Annotated in this window: 20 protein-coding genes; 6 read left to right on the top strand and 14 right to left on the bottom strand. The window is 68.1% G+C overall.

Annotated features, from left to right (window positions below):
* Position 1: 1 nt before the first annotated feature.
* From ACYVHG_RS09330 to ACYVHG_RS09295, 8 genes are all read right to left on the bottom strand, one after another.
* Positions 2 to 691, bottom strand: coding sequence for a winged helix-turn-helix domain-containing protein (locus ACYVHG_RS09330; RefSeq protein WP_461167171.1), 690 nt, complete (start codon positions 689 to 691; stop codon positions 2 to 4).
* The gene (locus ACYVHG_RS09325) at positions 688 to 1,875 is read right to left on the bottom strand and encodes a sensor histidine kinase (RefSeq protein WP_461167170.1); all 1,188 of its coding nucleotides are present in this window, start codon (positions 1,873 to 1,875) and stop codon (positions 688 to 690) included. The genes ACYVHG_RS09330 and ACYVHG_RS09325 overlap by 4 nt, the downstream gene beginning before the upstream one ends.
* 63 nt (positions 1,876 to 1,938) lie before the next feature.
* Positions 1,939 to 2,235 carry a GNAT family N-acetyltransferase gene (locus ACYVHG_RS09320; RefSeq protein ID WP_461167169.1) on the bottom strand — a complete coding sequence of 99 codons (297 nt, stop codon included), beginning with the start codon at positions 2,233 to 2,235 and terminating at the stop codon, positions 1,939 to 1,941.
* An 87-nt stretch (positions 2,236 to 2,322) separates the two neighbouring features.
* The gene (locus ACYVHG_RS09315) at positions 2,323 to 3,066 is read right to left on the bottom strand and encodes a phosphoglyceromutase (protein ID WP_461167168.1); all 744 of its coding nucleotides are present in this window, start codon (positions 3,064 to 3,066) and stop codon (positions 2,323 to 2,325) included.
* A 125-nt stretch (positions 3,067 to 3,191) separates the two neighbouring features.
* Positions 3,192 to 4,904, bottom strand: a complete 1,713-nt coding sequence (gene ctaD / locus ACYVHG_RS09310) for an aa3-type cytochrome oxidase subunit I (RefSeq protein ID WP_461167167.1) — start codon at positions 4,902 to 4,904, stop codon at positions 3,192 to 3,194.
* 68 nt (positions 4,905 to 4,972) lie between these two features.
* Entirely contained in the window at positions 4,973 to 5,386 is a 414-nt protein-coding gene (locus ACYVHG_RS09305) for a pyridoxamine 5'-phosphate oxidase family protein (protein WP_461167166.1), read from the bottom strand.
* A 132-nt stretch (positions 5,387 to 5,518) separates the two neighbouring features.
* A complete protein-coding gene (locus tag ACYVHG_RS09300; RefSeq protein ID WP_461167165.1) occupies positions 5,519 to 6,271 on the bottom strand; it encodes a methyltransferase domain-containing protein in 753 nt (250 codons plus the stop codon).
* 7 nt (positions 6,272 to 6,278) lie between these two features.
* Complete coding sequence (locus ACYVHG_RS09295; RefSeq protein WP_461167164.1) at positions 6,279 to 7,877, bottom strand: PucR family transcriptional regulator; 1,599 nt, start codon at positions 7,875 to 7,877, stop codon at positions 6,279 to 6,281.
* Positions 7,878 to 8,001: 124 nt separating this feature from the next.
* On the opposite strand from ACYVHG_RS09295, the gene ACYVHG_RS09290 reads away from it, so the two are divergent.
* The 3 genes from ACYVHG_RS09290 to ACYVHG_RS09280 are packed head-to-tail and all read left to right on the top strand — an operon-like array spanning position 8,002 to position 12,941.
* The gene (locus tag ACYVHG_RS09290; protein WP_461167163.1) at positions 8,002 to 10,062 is read left to right on the top strand and encodes a hydantoinase/oxoprolinase family protein; all 2,061 of its coding nucleotides are present in this window, start codon (positions 8,002 to 8,004) and stop codon (positions 10,060 to 10,062) included.
* A complete protein-coding gene (locus tag ACYVHG_RS09285) occupies positions 10,059 to 12,050 on the top strand; it encodes a hydantoinase B/oxoprolinase family protein (protein ID WP_461167162.1) in 1,992 nt (663 codons plus the stop codon). Before ACYVHG_RS09290 ends, ACYVHG_RS09285 begins: the two co-directional genes overlap by 4 nt.
* A gap of 60 nt (positions 12,051 to 12,110) precedes the next feature.
* Positions 12,111 to 12,941: an ABC transporter ATP-binding protein gene (locus tag ACYVHG_RS09280; RefSeq protein WP_461167161.1), complete on the top strand. Its 831-nt coding sequence runs from the start codon at positions 12,111 to 12,113 to the stop codon at positions 12,939 to 12,941.
* A gap of 5 nt (positions 12,942 to 12,946) precedes the next feature.
* Here the strand turns inward: ACYVHG_RS09280 and ACYVHG_RS09275 are convergent, their stop codons facing one another.
* Positions 12,947 to 14,023, bottom strand: coding sequence for an AbrB family transcriptional regulator (locus ACYVHG_RS09275; RefSeq protein WP_461167160.1), 1,077 nt, complete (start codon positions 14,021 to 14,023; stop codon positions 12,947 to 12,949).
* The gene (locus ACYVHG_RS09270; RefSeq protein ID WP_461167159.1) at positions 14,020 to 15,207 is read right to left on the bottom strand and encodes a phthiocerol/phthiodiolone dimycocerosyl transferase family protein; all 1,188 of its coding nucleotides are present in this window, start codon (positions 15,205 to 15,207) and stop codon (positions 14,020 to 14,022) included. The genes ACYVHG_RS09275 and ACYVHG_RS09270 overlap by 4 nt, the downstream gene beginning before the upstream one ends.
* A gap of 520 nt (positions 15,208 to 15,727) precedes the next feature.
* Between ACYVHG_RS09270 and ACYVHG_RS09265 the strand changes: the two genes are divergently transcribed.
* From ACYVHG_RS09265 to ACYVHG_RS09255, 3 genes are all read left to right on the top strand, one after another.
* Positions 15,728 to 16,300: a DinB family protein gene (locus tag ACYVHG_RS09265; RefSeq protein ID WP_461167158.1), complete on the top strand. Its 573-nt coding sequence runs from the start codon at positions 15,728 to 15,730 to the stop codon at positions 16,298 to 16,300.
* A 72-nt stretch (positions 16,301 to 16,372) separates the two neighbouring features.
* Positions 16,373 to 16,879 (top strand): MerR family transcriptional regulator, encoded by a 507-nt coding sequence (locus tag ACYVHG_RS09260; protein WP_461167157.1) that lies wholly within the window; start codon positions 16,373 to 16,375, stop codon positions 16,877 to 16,879.
* 1 nt (position 16,880) lies between these two features.
* Positions 16,881 to 17,864: an aldo/keto reductase gene (locus ACYVHG_RS09255; protein WP_461167156.1), complete on the top strand. Its 984-nt coding sequence runs from the start codon at positions 16,881 to 16,883 to the stop codon at positions 17,862 to 17,864.
* Here the strand turns inward: ACYVHG_RS09255 and ACYVHG_RS09250 are convergent, their stop codons facing one another.
* From ACYVHG_RS09250 to mshA, 4 genes are read right to left on the bottom strand one after another with little or no spacing between them, the layout of a single operon-like run.
* Positions 17,865 to 18,995: a YbfB/YjiJ family MFS transporter gene (locus tag ACYVHG_RS09250; RefSeq protein WP_461167155.1), complete on the bottom strand. Its 1,131-nt coding sequence runs from the start codon at positions 18,993 to 18,995 to the stop codon at positions 17,865 to 17,867.
* Positions 18,996 to 18,997: 2 nt separating this feature from the next.
* Positions 18,998 to 19,489 (bottom strand): hypothetical protein, encoded by a 492-nt coding sequence (locus tag ACYVHG_RS09245; protein WP_461167154.1) that lies wholly within the window; start codon positions 19,487 to 19,489, stop codon positions 18,998 to 19,000.
* A gap of 30 nt (positions 19,490 to 19,519) precedes the next feature.
* Positions 19,520 to 20,026 (bottom strand): type III secretion system chaperone family protein, encoded by a 507-nt coding sequence (locus ACYVHG_RS09240; RefSeq protein ID WP_461167153.1) that lies wholly within the window; start codon positions 20,024 to 20,026, stop codon positions 19,520 to 19,522.
* Positions 20,023 to 21,333: a D-inositol-3-phosphate glycosyltransferase gene (mshA, locus tag ACYVHG_RS09235; protein ID WP_461167152.1), complete on the bottom strand. Its 1,311-nt coding sequence runs from the start codon at positions 21,331 to 21,333 to the stop codon at positions 20,023 to 20,025. The genes ACYVHG_RS09240 and mshA overlap by 4 nt, the downstream gene beginning before the upstream one ends.
* Between the last annotated feature and the right edge of the window lie 8 nt (positions 21,334 to 21,341).

Here is a 21,341-nt window from a genome sequence, read left to right as displayed (position 1 = left end):
CCTAGGGTTCGAGCTTGTAACCGAGGCCGCGCACGGTGACCAGGTGCTTCGGGTTCGCCGGATCGGCCTCGATCTTGCTGCGCAGGCGCTTGACGTGCACGTCGAGGGTCTTGGTGTCGCCCACGTAGTCGGCGCCCCACACCCGGTCGATCAACTGACCGCGGGTGAGCACCCGGCCGCTGTTGCGGAGCAGGTATTCGAGCAGGTCGAACTCCTTGAGCGGCAGCGTCACCGACTCGCCTCCGACGGTGACCACGTGCCGCTCGACGTCCATCCGCACCGGGCCGCCCTCGAGGACGCCGTCGTCGATGCCGTCGACGGCGGCGCTGTCCACCCCGCGACGGAGCACCGCGCGGATGCGGGCGATCAGCTCACGCGCCGAGTACGGCTTGGTGACGTAGTCGTCGGCGCCGAGTTCGAGACCGACCACCTTGTCGATCTCGCTGTCACGTGCGGTGACCATGATGACCGGCACCGAGGACCGTGCGCGCAACTGCTTGCACACGTCGGTGCCGCTCATGCCGGGCAGCATCAGGTCGAGCAGCACGATGTCGGCGCCGGTCGAGTCGAAGTGCCGCAGCGCCTCGGCCCCGTCGCCCACCACCGTGGTCTCGAAGCCCTCCTTGCGGAGCAGGAACGCGAGCGGGTCGGCCAGCGACTCCTCGTCTTCGACGATCAGTACGTGTGTCACCGCAGTACATCCTCACTGTGGTCCTCGAGCTCGGCAGCGGACGCGGCGGGCTCGGCCGGCGCCGGTAGTACCAGCGTGAAGGTCGAACCCATCCCCGGTTTGCTCCAGAGCTTAATGGTGCCGCCGTGGTTGGCGGCGACGTGCTTGACGATGGCGAGACCGAGTCCGGTTCCGCCCGTCATCCTCGACCGCGCCTTGTCGACGCGGAAGAAGCGCTCGAAAACGCGCTCCTGGTCTTCGGGGGCGATGCCGATGCCCCGGTCGGTGACCGCGATCTCCACCCAGGCGACACCGTCCTGCTCGCGGCGGCGGCGGCTGATCGAGACCTGGGTGTTCTTCGGCGAGTACGCGATCGCGTTGGCGATCAGGTTGGACAGGGCGGTCAGCAGCAGCGTGTCCTCGCCGCGGATCTCCAGGCCGGAAGGGGCGTCGACGATCAGCGAGATGTTGCTCGCCTCGGCGGACACCTGCGCCCGCGCCACCGCCTCGCCGACCACGTCGTCGACGTCCACTCGCCCCAGGTCCGGCAGCTTCTCGGCGCCCTGGAGCCGGGAGAGCGCGATCAGCTCGTTGACCATGTTGCCCATCCGGGTCGATTCGACCAGGACACGGGAGCCGAAGTGCTGCACCGCTTCCGAATCGTCGACCGATTCCAGCAGGGCCTCCGAGAGCAGGCCGATCGCACCCACCGGCGTCTTGAGTTCGTGCGAGACGTTGGCGACGAAATCGCGCCGGGTCGCCTCCATGCGCTGGTTCTCGGTGTCGTCGTCGGCGTAGACCACCGCGTACCGCTCGCCGGGCTCGGCACCGTCGATCAGTTCCACGCGGCAGCGCACCGCGATGCTCGCGCGGTCGGACCGGCGGGTGACGGTCAGTTCGACGGTGCCCGGCTCGGAGCGGTCGAATGCGCGGTGGACCGCGTCCCACACCCGGTCGTCCAGCAACTGCTCCCGCACCAGGGAGAACTCCTCGGCGCGGTTGTTGCACAGGATCACGTCACGGAAGCGGTCGACCACCACCAGGCCGGTCGGGGAATCTCGGATAACGGCCCGCTGCAATTGGGCCACCGTCATCCGGGTGGGGCCGGTGACCACGGGGGCGATCACGCGTCGCCGCACTCGCCGGGCGAACCACCCGATGAGGACGCCCACCAGCGCGGACGCCACACAGAGGACCACAGTCACGTGGTCAGTGTAACCACGCGCGAGACCGATTCTTCACATCGGGAACAATCGGTGAACTGCGGGTTACCGGTCGGCGGCCACCTCGACAACGGAGGCGTACTCGGGGTGCTTGGTGACGTAATTGGCGACGTACGAGCAGACCGCGCGGGCCCGCTTACCGGAGTCGCGGACGTCGTCGAGAGCGGCCTTGGTGAGCACCGCGGCGTACCCGTTCCCGGCGTGGGCCTCGTGCACCACGGTGTGGGTCAGCAGCCGCACATCCACCTCGTCGAGGTAGTCCAGATAGCCCGCCTGCGCCCCGTCCACGGTCAGGACGTAGCGCTCCTCCTGCGGAGAGTGGGTCACAGTCACGTCAGCCATGTGAGCCAGATTATCCCCTGCCGGGCTCCGGAGGCTGTGGAAATACTGAGGGGTGGTACCGAAACGCTCGGTACCACCCCAGCGCGGCTACTTGCCCTGGTTGGCGACCGCCGCGGCACCGGCCGCGGCCGCCTCCGGGTCGAGGTAGGTTCCGCCCGGGTCGGCGACGCTGCCGTCCTCGTTGAAGGTGTAGGTCAGCGGGATGCCGGTGGGGATGTTCAATGCCGCGATATCGGTGTCCGAAATGCCGTCGAGGTGCTTGACCAGGGCCCGCAGCGAGTTGCCGTGCGCGGCGACCAGCACCGTGCGGCCCTGCGCGAGCTGCGGCTCGATCACGGCCTGGTAGTAGGGCACGAATCGCTTGACCACGTCGAGCAGGCACTCGGTGAGCGGGACCTGCGGCAGCAGCGCGTACCGCGGGTCCTCGGTCTGGCTGTACTCGCCGGCCGGGTCGATCGCCGGCGGCGGGGTGTCGTAGCTGCGTCGCCAGAGCATGAACTGCTCGTCGCCGTACTTCTCCTTGGTCTCGGCCTTGTTCAGCCCCTGCAGCGCGCCGTAGTGCCGCTCGTTGAGCCGCCAGTCGCGGACCACCGGGATCCAGTGCCGGTCAGCGGCATCGAGGGCGATGTTCGCGGTGGTGATGGCGCGGCGCAGCAGCGAGGTGTACACCACGTCCGGGAGCAGGCCGTTCTCCTTGAGCAGCTCACCACCCCGCTCGGCCTCAGCGCGGCCGGTCTCGGTGAGGGCGACGTCGACCCAGCCGGTGAACTGGTTGGACGCGTTCCACTCACTCTGGCCGTGACGGAGCAGGATCAGGGTTCCGTAGGTCATGAGCGGTAGCTTAGCGTGCGGCGTTTGGGAGCAGTAGCTGTGATTATGGCGGGTTTCCCTCCTATGAAGCCGAATCCGGCTTCATAGGGCGGGATTCTGCGACTTTCACTGGCGCATGGGCGGCTCTATCCGGAACTGTGCTTCTCCGCACGCATCCGCTCCACCATGTGCGGGTAGTGCAACTCGAACGCGGGGCGCTCGGAGCGGATGCGCGGCAACTCGGTGAAGTTGTGCCGCGGCGGCGGGCAGCTGGTGGCCCACTCCAGGCTGTTACCGAAGCCCCACGGATCGTCGCAGGTGACCACTTCGCCGTAGCGGTAGCTGCGGATCACGTTCCAGATGAACGGCAGTGTGGAGATGCCCAGGACGAGCGCACCCACTGTCGAGATCCGGTTCAGCGTGGTGAAGCCGTCGGTGGTCAGGTAGTCGGCGTAGCGACGCGGCATGCCCTCTGCGCCCAGCCAGTGCTGCACCAGGAACGTGGCGTGGAAGCCGACGAAGGTCAGCCAGAAGTGCCAGCGCGCCAGGCCCTCGTCCAGCATCCGGCCGGTGGCCTTGGGGAACCAGAAGTAGATGCCCGCGAAGGCCGCGAACACGATGGTGCCGAACAGCGTGTAGTGGAAGTGCGCCACCACGAAGTAGGTGTCGGAGACCGCGAAGTCCAGCGGCGGGGAGGCCAGCAGCACGCCGGTCAGACCGCCGAACAGGAATGTCACGATGAAGCCGATCGAGAACAGCATCGGCGATTCGAAGGTGATGTGCCCCTTCCACATCGTGCCCAGCCAGTTGAAGAACTTCACGCCGGTGGGCACACCGATCAGGAAGGTCATGAAGCTGAAGAAGGGCAGCAGCACCGCGCCGGTGGCGTACATGTGGTGCGCCCACACCGCCATCGAGATCGCGGCGATCGCGAGGGTGGCGAGCACCAGGCCGCTGTAACCGAAGATCGGCTTCCGGCTGAACACCGGGAAGATCTCCGAGACGATCCCGAAGAACGGCAGTGCCAGCACGTACACCTCGGGGTGACCGAAGAACCAGAACAGGTGCTGCCACAGGATCGCACCACCATTGGCCGGATCGAACAGGTGCGAGCCGAATTGGCGGTCCACTTCCAGACCGATCAGGGCCGAGGCCAGCAGCGGGAAGATCAGCAGCGCCAGCAGAGTGACGACGAAGATGTTCCAGGTGAAGATCGGCATCCGGAACAGGGTCAGTCCCGGTGCCCGCATGCAGACGATGGTCGTGACCATGTTCACCGAGGCGAGGATCGTCCCGAGGCCACCGACCGTCAGGCCCATCAGCCACAGGTCACCACCGACACCGGGCGAGTGCGCGGCGTCCGAGAGCGGCGTGTACGCGGTCCAGCCGAAATCCGCTGCGCCGCCGGGCACGATGAACCCGGACGAGGCGATCAGTCCGCCGAACAGGTACAGCCAATAGCCGAACGCGTTGAGCCGCGGGAAGGCGACGTCGGGGGCGCCGATCTGCAGCGGCACCAGGTAATTGGCGAAGCCGTAGGCGATCGGCGTCGCGTACAGCAGCAGCATCACCGTGCCGTGCATGGTGAACAGCTGGTTGAACTGCTCGGTGGACAGGAACTGCAATCCCGGCTCGGCGAGCTCTCCGCGCATGATCAGCGCCATCAGGCCGCCGATGAAGAAGAACGTCATCGACGTGACGATGTACATGATGCCCAGCGTCTTGTGGTCGGTCGTGACCACGATGTCGCGGATCCAGCCGCCTATCGGCCGGCCCCGCGGGGGCGTCGGGCGCTGCGCGCGCAACTCCCCGGCGGGCGCGGGAGTCGGCTGCACCGTCGTTTTGGTTCCACCATCCATGTCGATGATGGTCGCGGTAGGACGGCTCCCGCGGCACCGTCAAAGGTCCTGAGAGATGTCCCGGACGATCAGGACGTGGTACGCCCGAATCCGCGTGCGGTGACTCGCTCGGCCATGATCTCCACGACCTCGTACTTCCCGTCGTCGACGAACGGATGCAGCGACAGCGAATCGGTGACCGACAGCGCGGACGAGTCGGTGCGTACCCGGGCCGGGCCGCGGACGATGACGCTCCAGGCCTGGTCACCGGCGAGTTCGTCGACCTCGAAGGCCACCTCACCGGCCACCACGACGGACGCGAGCTTGCTACCGGGCCCGGTTCTGAACAGGATGTTCTCCGTCTCGGAGAGCACGTAGTTCACCGGGAAGATCTCGACCTGCCCCTCCAGCGCGATCGCCAGCCGGCCGATGTCCTTGCTGCTGAGCAGCTGCATCGCCTGCTCGCGGTCGAGAACGGTTGTTCCAGCTGTGAAACGCTCCATCACGCACTCCTCGGGACGACGCGGGCGAGGTGCCCGCAACCCCACTCTCACCCCGTTCGACGGTGCCCGCCAGGGACATTCGTCGGGTCATCGGTCCCGATCCTCCCGGTTCCGGCCCGGGACCGGTGCGACTCAGATCCGGGTCGCCACCGCGAAGACCCGGCGGAAGGGCAGCACCGTCCCGAAGTCCTGACGCGGGTACGCCGCATTGAGCGCCGCCTTGTACTCGGCGACGAACTCCGCACGCCTGTCACCGTCGAGCGCGGCCAGCACCGGGCGGGCCCCGGTACCGGAGATCCACTCGAAGACGGCGTCCTCACCGGGCAGTACGTGCAGGTACGTGCTCTCCCACAGATCGACGGTCCAGCCCGGACGCTGGAGCGCGGCCAGATACTCGGTGGGACTGTGCACGTCGATGCCCCGGTGGCCGGAGACGCCGTACCGTTCGGCGAGGCCGGCGAGCAGTGTGTGCGAGGGCGCGTCCTGATTGCCCGGAACCTGGAAGGCGAAGGCGCGCACGGCACCGTCGGCGATCTCCGGCAGCAGGCGCAGGTGTCCCGGGATCCACTGGAACATCGCATTGGAGACGATCACATCGGGACGATCCGCCCCCGGCCGCCACGCGGCCGCGTCACCCAGCTCGTAACCGGCGAGCGGATCGCGGTTGTCCGCGCGCGCCCGCTCGATCATCTGCTCACTGGAATCGACGCCGAGTATCCGCGCCCGCGGCCACCGGGCGCGCAGCGGCGGCAGATCGTTGCCCGGCCCGCAGCCCAGATCGACGACGGTGTCCGCCTCCCCCGGTATCCGGGCGAGCAGATCCCTGAAGGGCCGGGTCCGCTGCCCACCGAAACGCAGGTACTGCGACGGGTCCCACGAGGTCATGCCCCATTCAATCAGTCGACGGCGCTCGCGCGGCGGAATCGGCCGGTCGCGCCGCCTCCAAGGCGAGCACCTCCAGGCTCAGATGCAGCGCGGTGATCAGCGACGGTGACCGCAGCGAATCACCGAACTGCTCCTCCAGTCGTTTGAGCCGGTAGCGCACCGTATTCGGGTGCACACCCAGCTGCTCCGCGGTGGTCGCGACGTTGAACCGCTGATCGAAGTAGGTGCGCAGGAGCGCCATCAGATCCGGATCGTCGGCGATGGGGGCGAGTTGGTCGTGCGCCTTCGCGGCGGTGGTGGCCCGGTCGTGCCCGGTGAGCAGCCAGTCGGCGAGGTCCACCGATTCGAACTCCACCCACCGGCGCCCCCTGGTGCGTGCGGTGCGCAGCGCGCGGCGTGCGTTGCGCAGGTGCGCCGGACCGGTGTGCACATCGCGGAAGCGCTCGCTGAACCCGCACACCACCGTTTCCGGCAGGTTCAGCGCCCAACTGGTCGCGGCGGGCACATCGGTGGGGATCAGTCCGACCAGTTCGTCGTCGATGCGCGCGAACATCACCGGCGCCCGGGTGAGTCGCGCGAGATCGGCGACATCGTCCTCGACCGCGTCCAGGACGCTCGCGGCGCGGCGGCGCCAGCGCCCTCCGTCGTAATCGTCGCCGGCGTGCATCACCATCAGCCTCAATTGCGGACGGTGCCCGAATCGCAGTGCCTCCAGGTGTGTTTCGGCACTGAATTGATCGATCAACTCTCCTGCAGCGAGAGCGTGCACAAATGCGGCCTGCCGGGAACGGTTCTCGATCGCAGCCCGGTACCGGGACCGTTCGATCGCGTTCAGCAGGCGCACCGCCACCTCGACGGTGGTGCGCGCCAAGGCATCCGGGAGCTCGTGCCGAGTAGAGCCGACCACCAGCCAGTGCGGCTCACCGCCCGGCTCGATCGCATTCGCGATCATGTGCCACTTCCCCACCGAGAACCGCCGGTGATCGGACGCGCCGCGCAGCTGACTGCGGATCAGGTTCGCCGGAGCCCGGCCCGCGGAGGCCACCAGCTCACCGACCTCGTTGTAGAGCAGCACACTGCTGCGCAGGATTCCCGCCAGACGGCTGACCAGTTCCTGCTCCGGGGCCACCGCGGAGAGCGCATCGAGCAGCTGGTCCTGGATCTGCAGCGCCCGGCGCAGTGACATCGACTCCGGTGTCCGGGTCTGCTCGACCACCTTGTCGATCACCGTCATGAACGGCACGTCGGCGGGCACGGTGAACACCGCGAAATGGTGCCGGCTGGCCTCGTCGACCAGCGCTCGCGGCACGTCCTCGGTGGCCACGCCGATGCCGTAGCCCAGACCCGCCACTCCGGCCGCCACGAGCTCGCGCACGAGTTCCCGGAATCGCTGCGCGGGATTCGCGGACTCGGCCGCGAACACCGCCCCGGTGGTCAGCATGACGGTGCCCGGTTGCAGCCAGCGGGCCGGCTGGATCAGTTCGATCGCATGCGCTCCTCGGACCACGAGGTGCGGATCGCAGTCACTGACCAGTTCCAGGCGCAGCTGCGGATCGAGGAGCAGATCGACCAGGCGGAGCTCGTCCTCCTGTGGTTCGAACGCCACGCGAACCTCCGATCGGTGACTTGTGAAAAGTCCAAGAATTGTATCCCGAATAGTGACCTTCACCAATTGCGGGCGAATCGGCCCAGCTCAATACTTGGCTTCACCTCGAACAAGGAGAGCCCCTATGAGCCAGGACACAGCCCTCAAATCGTTGCGTGTCGCTGTCGACGTCGGCGGCACGTTCACCGACGTGTGCATCTTCGACGAGCGGGACAAGACCACACGCGTGGCCAAGGTCCCCTCCACTCCGCACGACCCGATGGAGGCCGTGGTGAGCGGGGTCCAGGCCGCGCGGATCGACCTGACCGAGGTCGCACTGTTCTCCCACGGCACCACCGTGGCCACCAATGCGCTGATCACCCGGCGATTCCCGGTGGCCGCAATGGTGTGCACCCGGGGTTTCCGCGACGTCCTCGAGATCCGCGACGGCACCAAGGACGAGCTGTGGGACGCCTACGCCGATGTGAGCGCGCCGTACATCAAGCGCCGCAACCGTTACGAGGTCGCCGAACGCATCGACTACCGGGGCACCGTCGTCACCCCGCTGGACGAGGACGCCGCACGGGAGGTGGCACGGGTACTGCGGCGCAAGAACGTGCAGACCATCGCGGTGTGCTTCATGAACTCGTACGTCAACGCGGCCCATGAGAACCGGATGCGCGAGATCCTCCTCGAGGAGATCCCCGGGGTCACCGTCTCGACGTCCAGCGAGATCCTGCCGGAGATCTTCGAGTACGAACGGATGTCCACCACCGTGGCCAACGCGGTGCTCGCGCCTCTGGTCAGCGGTTACGTCAATCGGCTCGACGGTGAACTGCGCTCGGACGGGTACCAGGGCGATCTGTTGCTGCTGCACTCCGGCGGCGGCTCCATGACCCCGGCGATGGTGGACAAGTACCCGGTGCGACTGGCCGCCTCCGGTATCGCGGCCGGTGCGATCGCCGTCGCCGACATCGCCGACCGCTGCGGCTACCCGAACGCGATCGGCCTGGACATGGGCGGCACCAGCACCGACATCTCCCTGGTCTACGAGGGCGAGGTGCGCACCACCAAGCAGTGGCAGGTGGAGTACGGCTTCCCGATCTGCTTCCCCAGCATCGAGGTACTCACCGTGGGTGCCGGCGGCGGCTCCCTGGCCTGGATCGACGAGGCCGGATCCCTGCGCAACGGGCCGCAATCGGCCGGTGCCGACCCCGGCCCGGCCTGCTACGGACGCGGCGGCGCCGAGCCCACCAACACCGATGCGAACCTGTCGCTGGGCCGACTCGGCGGCTCGCTCATCGGAGGCGAACTGACTCTGGACGTGGAGGCGGCGCGGGCCGCCATCCGCAGGGGGGTCGGCGAACCGCTCGGCATCGACGACGACACCGCGGCCTCGGACATCCTGCAGGTGGCGAACGCGAACATGGCCGACGCGGTGCGGCTGCTGTCCATCCGCCGCGGCTACGACCCCCGAGATTTCGTGCTCGTGGTGTGCGGCGGCGCGGGCGCGTTGCACGGCGCCGCGCTTGCCAAGGAGCTGTCCATCCCGACGGTGGTCGTGCCCCCGCACCCGGGGATCACCTCCGCGCAGGGTTGCCTGCTGGTGGACGTACGGCACGATCTGTCGGCGATGTACCAGCACGTCGCCACCGAGGTCGACCCGGTGGACCTGGAGAGCGAGTACAGCAGACTCGAACGGGAAGGGCTCGAACGACTCCGGCACGAGGGCGTCCCGGACGACCGGATGATGCTCGATCGCACCATCAGCATGCGCTACGCCGGCCAGTGGCGTTCGCTGACGGTGGCCGTGGACCGCGAGGAGGGCTTCCTGCAGCGCGCCGTCGAGCGCTTCCACCAGGAGCACGAGCGGGACTACTCGTTCCGCCGCGACGACGTTCCGGTGGAGATCTACCAGATCAGCCTGCGCGCCATCGGGACCACGCCCAAGCCGTCGTTCCCGCAGACCGACACCGTCGACGCCCCACCGCCCTCGCCGATGACCGTCCGGCAGGTGTTCTTCGAGGACGGTGGCCGGCTCGACACCCCGGTCTACGACCGTGACGACCTGGTCGCCGGGCACACCGTGACCGGACCGGCGATCATCGACCAACTCGACTCCACCACCGTCGTTCCGCCGGAGGCCACGGCGGTGGTCGACGGCTGGAGCAACCTCCGCATCCACATCCTCCAGGAGCAGTCATGACCATCACCGAGCCCGCCCCCGCACCGGAAGCCGCACGAGACCGCCGGCTCGACCCGGTCACCTTCGAGGTGCTCAAGAACGCCTTCGTCACCTCCGTCGACCTGATGAGTGAGCAGATCCTCCGTACCTGCTACTCGTTCGTGATCTACAGCCGCGATTTCTCCTCCGCGCTGTGCGATGCGCGCGGCAACACCGTGATGCAGGGCAGTCAGGACATCGCGGTGCACGTGGGGACACTGCACTTCCAGTGCAAGGCGGTGCTGGAGGAGTTCGGGGACGACATCAACCCCGGTGACGTCTTCGCCGTGAACGATCCCTACCGTGGCGGCACCCACCTCAACGACGTCAGCTTCCTGCGGCCGATCTTCGCCGACGGTGTGCTCATCGCCTTCGCACAGAACAAGGGCCACTGGGCCGATATCGGAGGCAGCGTTCCCGGCTCCTTCGACGTGACCGCCACCGAGCATTTCGCGGAGGGTCTGCGGATCACCCCGGTGCGGATCTGGCACGAGGGCCGCTTCCTGCAGGACGTCGCGAAACTGCTGGTCGCCAACACCCGCTCCCCCGAGATCAGCATGGGCGATCTGCACGCGCAGTCCGAGGCGACCGGGGTGTGCGAACGCGAGATCCACCGCCTGGTGGGCAAGTACGGTCGGGAGATCGTGGTCGAGGCGATGGACGAGGTGCAGTCGTACGTCGAGCGCATCGTCCGGCAGCGGGTCGCCGAACTGCCCGACGGCCAGTGGACCACCGAGGACTTCCTGGACTCGGACCCGTCGAAGCCCGAAGGTCTGGTGCCGATCCGCGTCACCATGAAGATCGAGGGGGATCAGCTCTCCTACGATCTGAGCGGGAGCGCCCCGGCGGTGGCCAGCTTCCTCAATTGCGGTTACGGAACCGCGTTCTCCGGGATCGTCGCCGGCACCAAGACGTTCTTCCCCGACGTCCCGCTGAACTCCGGACTGTACGCCGCGGTGCACACCGAGCTCGGACCCGAGGGCACCGTGGTCAACGCCGGCTGGCCGGTCGCAGTGACCGGATTCTGTTCCGGGCCTTACGAGAAGATCATGAACGCGATCTTCGAATTGTGGTCGAAGATCGTTCCGGAGCGAGCCATCGCATGCTCGTTCAACCTGGAGTACCTGCTGGTGGGCGGCCGCGACGCGCGAGGCGACGAGCGCCCCTTCTTCATGTGGTACGACTGGATGGCCGGCGGCTGGGGCGGGCGCAGTTCCAAGGACGGCGCCACCGCCACCGCACCGGTCTTCGGCGTGGGGCTGGCGGTACAGCCCTGCGAGGGGCAGGAGCGCCTGACGCCGGTGCTCACCACCGAACACGCGATCATCACCGATTCCGGTGGGCCGGGCGCACATCGGGGCGGGTGCGGGGTCAGCAAGGGCGGGGTGCTCACCGACTGCGAGACCACGGTGATGTCGTACTGCTGTGACCGGTCGCGGTCGGTCACCTGGGGTATCGACGGTGGCCTGCCGTCCATCCCGCACGGCGTGTGGCTCAACCGCGGCACCCCTGATGAGCGGTTCCTCGGCTCGGTCTTCTCCAGTGTTCCGGTCCAGGCGGGCGACGCCTTCGAACGGCCTTCGGCCGGCGGTGGCGGACTGGGTGACCCACTGACCCGTGATCCCGCGCAGGTCCTCGAGGACGTGATCGACGGTTACGTCTCGGTTCACCGGGCGGCTCGCGATTACGGTGTGGTGATCACCGAGATCGACCCCGAGATCGACGAGTACGAAGTGGATGAGGCCGCCACCGTTGCGCTGCGCGCGGAGATCTCCGGGCAGCGGGCCGGCTGGCTGAGCAGTGATCCGCAGCAGATCGCCGAACGCTACCGCAGCGGCGAACTGGATGCGATGGACCTGCTGCGCCGGTACGGGGTGATCGTGGACTGGGGTACCGGCGAGCTACTGCCGAACACCACCGAGCAGTTCCGTTCGCTGCTCGGCACCAGATCGTCGGCGCACTGGTCCTGACCGGCGCCGCTACCTCCGGAGGTCATAGAGTCGTCTCATCCATCGAGTGGAGGGATGACGATGACCGCAGAGCCCGGCCCGCCCGTGCTGAGCATCGAGCAGGTGGACCTGGTGCGCAACGGCCGCCCACTGCTCGCTGCGGTGTCATTGACCGTGCACCGCGGCGAGCATTGGGTCCTGCTCGGCGCCAACGGCGCAGGCAAATCGACGCTGCTCGGACTGTGCGGTGCCGTCACGCACCCCACCCGCGGCACCGTCGACGTCCTGGGCAAGCGCCTGGGCCGGGTGGACATGCGGGAACTGCGCACACACATCGGTCACGTGGATCCTCGCCACCGTCTCGACGTTCCGCTGACCGTGCGCGACGTGGTGCTGACCGGACTCACGAACACCCCCGAGTTCCCGCCGCGGTGGCGGCCCACGCAGGCTCAGCGGGAACGCGCGGAAGAACTGATCGACGCCCTCGGCATGACACGCCACACGGAGTCGTTGTGGCCCTTGCTCTCTCATGGTGAGCGCGGTCGCGCCCTGATCGCCCGGGCACTGATCGCCGAGCCTGCGCTCCTCCTGCTCGACGAGCCGGCCACCGGACTCGATCTCGCCGCACGCGAGCGACTGCTGACCGCCGTCGACGGTGCTCGGCGCGCTCATCCCGAGCTGGCCTCGGTCCTGGTGACCCACCATCTGGAGGAGATCCCCGCGACCACCACGCACGCGGTACTGATCCGCGACGGCCGGATCACCGCGGCGGGACCGGTCGGCGAGGTGCTGACCACCGAACGGATCAGCCACGCCTTCGAGCATCCGATCACCATCACCCGCCAGGACGGACGCTGGACAGCACGGTCGCACTGGGAACATCGGCCTGCGATCACGGAACCCGGTGCGTGAAAGGTCTATTCCGCCGGCACCTTCTTCCGGTCCGGCGTCAGCTTCGCCAGTCGCACGATCAGCAGGAACACACCGATGCATACGTACACCCGCAATACCTGCATGATCGCCGCGGCCGGATCGGCGCCCGTCGCGTTGATCGCCGCGACCGAGGCGTAGATCCCGCCCGGTGAGGTGCCCAGATACGCGTCCGCCACCGAGATCGACGTGAGGTACGAGATCAGGAAGGCGATCCCGACACACATCCCGATGATCCCGAAGGTCACCGCGATCGTGGTGGGGGCGGTCTTGAGGAAGCCCAGCACCTGTTGGCGTTTGAGGATTCCGCCCGCTTGCAGACCGATCACGAGGTACGCGAACGTGGAGATGACGTCACCCGGCATGGGCACCGTTCCGGTGGCGGCGCCGACCACGATCGAGGTCACGAACGGCGTCAGGAAGTACAACTCCGGCGAGCCGATCCGTCCGGCCACCCCGGTCGCCAGGATGATGACGATGAGGATCGTCTCCTGCCAGGTGTTGAACATCCGCGTCGGAAGGCCACCGCCACCGTCGTCGACCTCACCCTGCTGCAGCAGCAACAGGATTCCGGGCAGGGTGAACACCACCAGGAGCAGCCGGACGTACTGCGCCAGGGCGATGTAACTGTGATCGACGCCCCGCAGTTCGCTCGACATCGTGGTGGTCGCGGTGGCGCCGCCCGGAAGCGCTGAGATGAGCGCGGTGGGGACCGCAGTGGAACGGTGCACCCAGCGCACCGCCAGTCCGCCGAGCAGGCTGACCACCACGGTCAGCAGAACCGGCGGAAGTGCGACGGCGATGCTCGTCGGGATCGCTCCCAGTCCCGCCGAGATCACGATGACCCCGGAGGACATCGCCATGATGCCCTGCGCGGGCCGGAGCATCACCTTCGGCGGACTCATCGACCGCCCGGTGTAGAGCGAGACCAGGCCGGCTCCGGCGATGCCGGCGAACAACCATCCGATCCTGCTGTCCAGCGCGAATCCCGCACCGATCGCGATTCCCAGGCAGACGATCCACTGTGCCGCCAGGCGCGGGCTGAGCTTCCCGAGTCTTCTCATACAGCGGCGGCACCGACCAAGCGCCGCCGGACGTCGTCCTGCAGGCTCTGCTGGAGATCGGGGGTGATCCCCTTGGCCGGCGCGAAGACGTCCACGGTGAGCTCACCCTGGAAGCAGTAGGCGCGGTACGTGGCCGCCCGGTACGCCGTTCCGGCGCTGTTCGCGGGGCGGAAGTCCACCATGGTGAGGTTCTTCGGGCTCTCGAAGCCCTCGACCTTGCCGATGTTCACCAGGTAGGAGCACTGGGGACGGAAACCCGTGGTCTCGGCGACGCTCGAATAGATGATGGAACGGTCGGCGATGCCCTCGTGGATGTCCTTCATCACCTGGTCACCCACATCCAGGACACCGTCCTTCTCACCGACCCGCACGCCGACGATCGACTGACCGAGGATCGCTGTGACGTCGAAGGTCTCCAGTTGAGGACTGAGCCGGTTCCGTACGTCCACCGAGGAACGCAGCAACATGGGCAGTTCCCCCTGCTCGGGAATGAGCGCACGCTCAGCGGTCAGTACCGCACCCGCGAGCGCACAATGCACGCTCCGGTCCTGTCGACGCATCTCGGTCACCAGGGCCGCCGTCTCCGTGGTGTCGAGTTTGAACCGGAGCAGTCGGCGGATGCTGGCCTCACCGGTCATCGGCGAGGCCGGATTGACGAAATCCTCCTCGAGCTTCTTGAATTCGGGCGCGTCCTCGATGCGCAGCCACTTCTCGGGCGGCGCTGGAATCTCCTGTACGGCCCGCTCACAGCGGGAACGGCCGTTGTGGTGGAGGTCGGTGTAAATGGACCAGAACTCACGCAGGTACTTGATGCAGGCGCGGGCGTCCGCAGCGAAATGCGCCACCGTCAACGCGACCGCGTGGTCGTCTCCGCACGAGACGATGTCCAGGCGGCAGATGGCCTCCCCGGTATCCAGCGATTCCGCACCGGCGTCCAGGTACTCCTCCACATCACCTTCTCGAATCGATACGTGCGCAGCAGGATTCGAGCGATGTGCGAGAACCGGGTCACCGTCGACGCGGGCGACCACCGCCGCCAGGATCGGGTGCACCCTCAGCAACTCGACGAAGGCGTCACCCGCGATCTCCGCGTCGATGGTGCCGGAAACCCTGACCGCCCGTTTCAACGACAGGTTCTTGTTGACGTAATACCTCTCCAGCGCGCCGAGCGGTCTGATGTACACGTTTGCCAACTCCGTTCTGAAGGATGAGATGTTCTGAAGGATGAGATCGAAGCGCTTCATGGGTCGCCGAATGAGCACGCGGGAATGCCGCGCACCGGTTCACTGCCGATATGACCCGTCGCCGAAGACTTCGGGGTATGGAATGTCGAGTGGTTCAGGGGGAAGACCCGGTAGCACCGCGGCGGCCAGTCGTGGTGCGTCATTCACAAGACCGTCGCGAATGACCGTTCGAGCCGCCGGAGGGCGGCCCGAAGTAGCTGTTCACTAAGCTACTTAGACTAAGTTAACTCACACTCCGACTGTGAGCAAGCAATTTACCAAGACTCATCAACGAGATTCTTCAGACTGCCTAACGGCTCGGTCTCGTCCCAGGTGAGAGGCCCTTCCACCGAGACCGCCCGGATCGTCGCCGGACGGATCCGGTGGTCATCCGGTGGATGTCAGTGGGATGCGGTCTACTGAATCCGCACCCCGGTCGCATCTGACGACCGCACGCAGCCACCGACTCGAGGAGTCACTCATGCCCTTCTTGGCCCCCGCCGCCGATACCGAACGAGCCGGCTACCGCGGCTTCCTGGTCCAGCAACTCGATGCCCTCCGCCACACCGCCTTCGGCCTCACCGAGGAGCAGATCCGGCTGGCGCCCGCACGCAGCGCGCTCACCGTGGGCGGGCTGATCAAGCATGTCACGGTGGTGCTGGACGGATGGTGCTCGCGAGCCGAGGCCGCACCGGAATCGGCCACCGAGAACACCGGATCGGATGAGGGATTCGACCTCACCGACACCGACACCCTCGAATCACTCCTCGCCGCGTACGACACCGCCGGCGACCGGGCCCTGGCCCTCGTCGACACCGCCGACCTCGACCTGCTGGCACCGGTACCGGAGGCCCCCTGGTTCCCCAAGGACCTCGAAGGCTGGTCCATCCGGTGGATCCTGCTGCACCTGATCGAGGAAGTGGCCCGGCACGCCGGCCACGCCGACATCGTCCGCGAGCAGATCGACGGAGCCACCATGTACGAATTGGTCGCCGCCGCAGAGGACATGGGCGACCTCGGTTTCGTCCAACCCTGGACCCCGCCGCAGCCCTGACCGGACTCACCGGGAACCGTCGGCAGATCCGTCGTTGACTTCGAGCGCGCTCGAAGGCCTAGCGTGGCTCACGTGGTCGCACACACCGAACGACACCCCGCCGAACGACCCCGACCCCGGTCCGGTCCCGCCGGACCCCGGCCCGATGTGCAGGACCTCCTCGCCTGGCCGGAATGCGCGGGACCGCTGACCGTCGCGGAGCTCGCCGAGCTGGTCGGCGTCTCACGGCACACGCTGCGCTACTACGAGCGGATCGGATTGGTCACCGTCGACCGGGACGGCGCGGGACACCGCCGGTACGGCCCGCAGGCCATCGCCCGGGTCGTCTTCCTGACTCGTCTGCGCCTGTCCGGTATGCCGATCGCCGACATCACCGAGTACGTACGACTCGTCGACGGTGGCGATGCGACCATCCCCGCGCGACTGGCACTGCTGACCGCGCACCGGGCGCGCACCGCCGCTCGGATCGAGGACCTGACCTACTCGCTCGCGGTGATCGACTACAAGATCGCCACCTACGGCGGCGCCCTCGGCGACTGCGCGCTCACCACCCGTTCCGACGATTCCCCGAAGGACTGACATGCTACCCACACGCACCATCGGTGACCTGCAAGTATCCTCCATCGGACTCGGTTGCATGGGCATGAGCCACGGCTACGGATCCGCCGACCCGGCCGAATCCCTCGCCACTCTGCACGCGGCCGCCGACTCCGGAGTCACCCTGTTCGACACCGCCGACATGTACGGCAACGGCGCCAACGAGGTGTTCCTCGCACCGTTCCTCGCCGAGCGCCGCGATGCGGTGGTACTGGCCACGAAGTTCGGCTTCATCAACGACGAGAACGCGCGGCCGGTCGGCATCGACGGCCGCCCCGAGCGAGTCGCCGGCTGCGTCGACGCATCCCTGCGGCGCCTCGGCGTCGACGTGATCGACCTGTACTACCTGCACCGGGTCGACCCGCAGGTGCCCGTCGAGGAGACCGTCGGCGCGATGGCGCGCCAGGTCACTGCCGGGAAGGTGCGGGCACTCGGCCTCTCCGAGGCGACCGCCGAGGACATCCGGCGTGGGGCTTCGGTCCACCCCATCGCGGCCGTGCAATCGGAGTACTCCATCTTCACCCGCGACGTCGAGGACGGCCCGCTCCGCGCCGCGCGGGAGATCGGTGCCGCGCTGGTGCCGTTCAGCCCACTTGGCCGAGGCATCCTCACCTCGGACCGGGCGGCCACCGTCGCCGCACTCACCGACGGCGATTTCCGCACCACGATCCCCCGCTGGCAGGGCGAGAACCTGCAGGCGAACCTGCGTCTAGTGGACCGTATCGACGCCATCGCCGCCGAACTCGGCACCGACGACGCCCGGGTGAGCGCCGCACAGGTGGCGCTGGCGTGGCTTCTGGCACAGGGCGCGGACGTGGTGCCGATCCCCGGAACGACCCGCCGTGACCATCTCGCGGACAACCTCGGCGCCGCGCAGATCCAGCTCTCGCCGGAGCACATCGCCGAGCTGAGCGCACTCTCGGCGGCGGGTAGCAGGCTGCCACAGCGCACGCTGCAGCGCCGCTGATCAGGCTGTTCGGCGCAGCCACCCGGCGACGGCGGCCAGTGCGGCCGACACCATGAGCACCGCTCCGGCGGTGAGGAAGGCAGCGTCGTAGCCGTCGCCGAGCATGGGGGCCACCACCAGCGGCCCCAGGATCTGGCCGATGCCGTAGCCGGCGGTGAGCACCGCCGCCGACCGCGGGATACCGATCGCGGCACCAGCCTCCATCGACAGCATCACCGCCCCGATGAACGTGCCGCCGAACAGCGCCGCCGAGACCGCGGCGGCGACGGGGCCGGCCACCGGACCGGCGACCACAGCCGGGAGAACAGCCGACACCACCTGGAGCAGCAGCGCCGTCACCAGGAGCGTCTCCGCAGACCGGTACCGCCGCAGCCGCGCCCACAGGATCGGGGACGCGGCCGCGGCGCACCCCACCACGACCCACGCCGCCGGCCCCTCCCACGACCGGCCTCCCACCGCGATCGCGGCCACCAGGAAGGTGCCGAGCACGATGTACCCGAGTCCCTCCAGGAAGTAGCTGCCGCCGAGCGCCCACCCGGCGATCCCCGGCCGCCGCGTCCGCACCGGTCGGTCCGGGGCCGATCGGACGACAGGGGCCGGCCGCCCAGGTGGAAGGTTCCAGGCGAGCAGCCCGAACAGTGCGGTGACCAGTGCCGCCACCCACCAGAGGGTGCGCCAGCCGACCAGCTCACCGAGACCGACCACCAGCAATCCGGAGGCGACGATGCCCACACCGACCCCGCAGAAGGCGATCCCAGCGGCGCGCGTCCCGGCGACCGCACCCGCGCAGTAGACGAAGACCACCGCACTGGCCAGCCCGGCGATCAGCCGGGCCACCGACCACACCGGCACGTCGATCACCACGACCATCGCGATCTCACTGGCGACCAGCCCTACCAGCGAGACCCGCAGCAACACGGAACTGCGCGCCAACTGCGGGAACACCGCGAGCGCAAGCGCACCCAGGAAGTACCCGAGGTAGTTCACCGTGGCGACCACCGCCGTCGACCCGGGCGACATCGCCGTCTGCTCCTGCATCAACGGCAGGATCGGGGTGTAGACGAACCGGCCCAGCCCCATCGCGGCGGCGAGCCCCGCTAGTGCCGCGAATCCCAGCCGCCGGGAATCCACCGCTACCGTTTCCGCCGCACCAGGGCGAGCACCAGCAGAGTCACACCGAGACCGCCGAAGACGAGCGCGAAACCGAAGGCCCCGAAGATCCCGGTCAACAGCAGAGCCATCTTCGGGTACCTACCGAGCGCCACCTCGGTGTAACCGGGAGCCGGCTGGCAGGTCACCACCACCTCACCGTCGCCGGTGTCGAAGGTGCGCAGCACCATCAGGTTGTTCACCGTCACCGAACCGGAGGTCGCGCGCAGCGGAATGGGCGCACCGTCCTCCCCGATCACCAGGCACGACGGCGTGCCGGAGGTGGTCCGGGTCTCGGCGAGCAGCGCGTACTCGGTACCGGACGGGAGGGTCACCGAATGCGGGGAACCGTCGACCGGGACCACGCGTTCGTCGATCCGGAACTGCGGCATCACCAGCGTGAGCACCAGCACCAGGGGCACCACGATCGCCGCGACGATCAGACCGAGCCCTATCCACACCCCTTTGCGCTGCATCACCCCACCATAGGGTCAGCGCACAGCGGGTCACTGCGCGGGCGGGTCCGGGAAGTCCGGCAGCAGGTGCTCGAAGGGCTTGAGATTCCACAACGGCTCGCCGCGCGAGACGCGCCAATCGAATTCGCGCCGGATCGCGGTGGAGAATCCGAGTTCGAGCAGGGTGTTGAAATCGCCGTCGGCCGCTTCGAGCACCTGGCCCAGCACGCGATCGAGTTCTTCCTCGGTGAGTTCGGCGAACCGGCCGGAGAGGTAGATGTCGCCGGCCCGGTCCAGCGTGTACGCCACCCCGTACAGCCTGCGGTTGCGTTGCAGCAGGTAGCGGTAGACCCCGGCGAAGTTCTCGTCCACATGCCGGCAGACGAAGGCCTCCACCTGCGCACCGTGCCGGCCCAGCGTCAGCAGCATGGTGGTCTTGAGCTTCTTCTCACCGGGCAGGTCGATGACGAAGTGAGCGACGTCCTTACCCGCTTCCCCACGGCGGGTGAACTCCAGCTCACGGTCGGTCAGCGCTGCTTCGATCTGTTCCGGGGTCACGCCCTCACTCCTACTCTGCGACGCCGGCGAACCGCCAGTGCCGCGCCTTTGCGGGCCTCGATCGCCTTCGCATAACTGGTCAGCAGGCCGTCCGCGGTCCCCGCCCAGGAGAACTGCCGGGTGTGCGCGGCTGCACCGTCGGCCAGGCGGGTGCGCAGCCCCGGGTCAGCGGTGAGTTCGTCGAGTGCGGTGGTCCAGGCGGACGGGGCGTGCCCGGAGACCAGGCGGCCGGAGACACCGTCGGCGACGGCGACCGACAGCCCGCCGACGTTGGCCGCCAGCACGGGTGTGCCACAGGCCTGCGCCTCGACGGCGACCAGGCCGAAGGACTCGGAGTAGCTGGGCACCACCACCAGATCGGAGGCGCGGTAGACCTCGGCCAGCCCGGACGGCGGCCGGGGAGGCCCGAAGGTGACGGCTGATTCGATGCCGAGTTCGCGGGCCAGCGCCATCAACGCGTCCGGGCGCTCCAGGCCGGTGCCCGACGGTCCACCGACCACCAGCAGCCGGATGCGCCGTTCGGGATGCGCGCGGATCAACGGGGCCGCAGCACGCAGCAGCAGATCGGGCGCCTTGTGCGGTTGTATCCGTCCGACGAAGGTGAGCACCAGCTCGTCGGCGGCGATACCGAGCTCGGCGCGGGCGGCCGCACCGTCACCGGGGGTGTAGACGCGCAGGTCGGCACCGGGATGCACCACGTCGATACGGTTCCCGGAGACCCCGTGGATCGCCTCCAGTTGCCGGGCCTCGACCTCGGTGTTGACGATCAGGCGGTCCGCCTCGTCCGAAACCTGCTGCTCGCCGATGATCCGGGCCTGCGGCTCGGCGGTGTCGCCCACGGCGAGCGCATTGTTCTTCACCGCCGCGAGAGTGTGCGCGGTGTGCACCAGCGGCACCCCCCAGCGATCGCGGGCGAGCCATCCGACCTGGCCGGAGAGCCAGTAGTGGGAGTGGATCAGATCGAAGTAGCCGGGTTCCTCGCGGGCCTCGGCGCGCTGCACGCCCGCGGCGAAAGCGCACAGCTGCGCCGGCAGATCGGTCTTGTCCAGGCCCTCGAACGGTCCGGCGACCACGTTGCGTACCCGGATTCCGGGGGCTGCCTCGACGATCGGCGCGTCCAGGGAACTGGTGGCGCGGGTGAAGATCTCCACCTCGATGCCGCGGGCGACCAGTTCCAGCGAGGTCTGCCAGATGTAGACGTTCATCCCGCCCGCGTCGCCGGTGCCGGGCTGGGCCAGCGGCGAGGTGTGCACCGAGAGCACCGCGACCCGGCGCGGCGCGGCTGCCGCGGACTTACCAGTAGGCACGTCGCCCA

Source organism: Tsukamurella serpentis (assembly GCF_054780975.1).
Note: the sequence above shows the minus strand (reverse complement) of the source record. Positions and strands in the feature narration are given on the sequence as shown.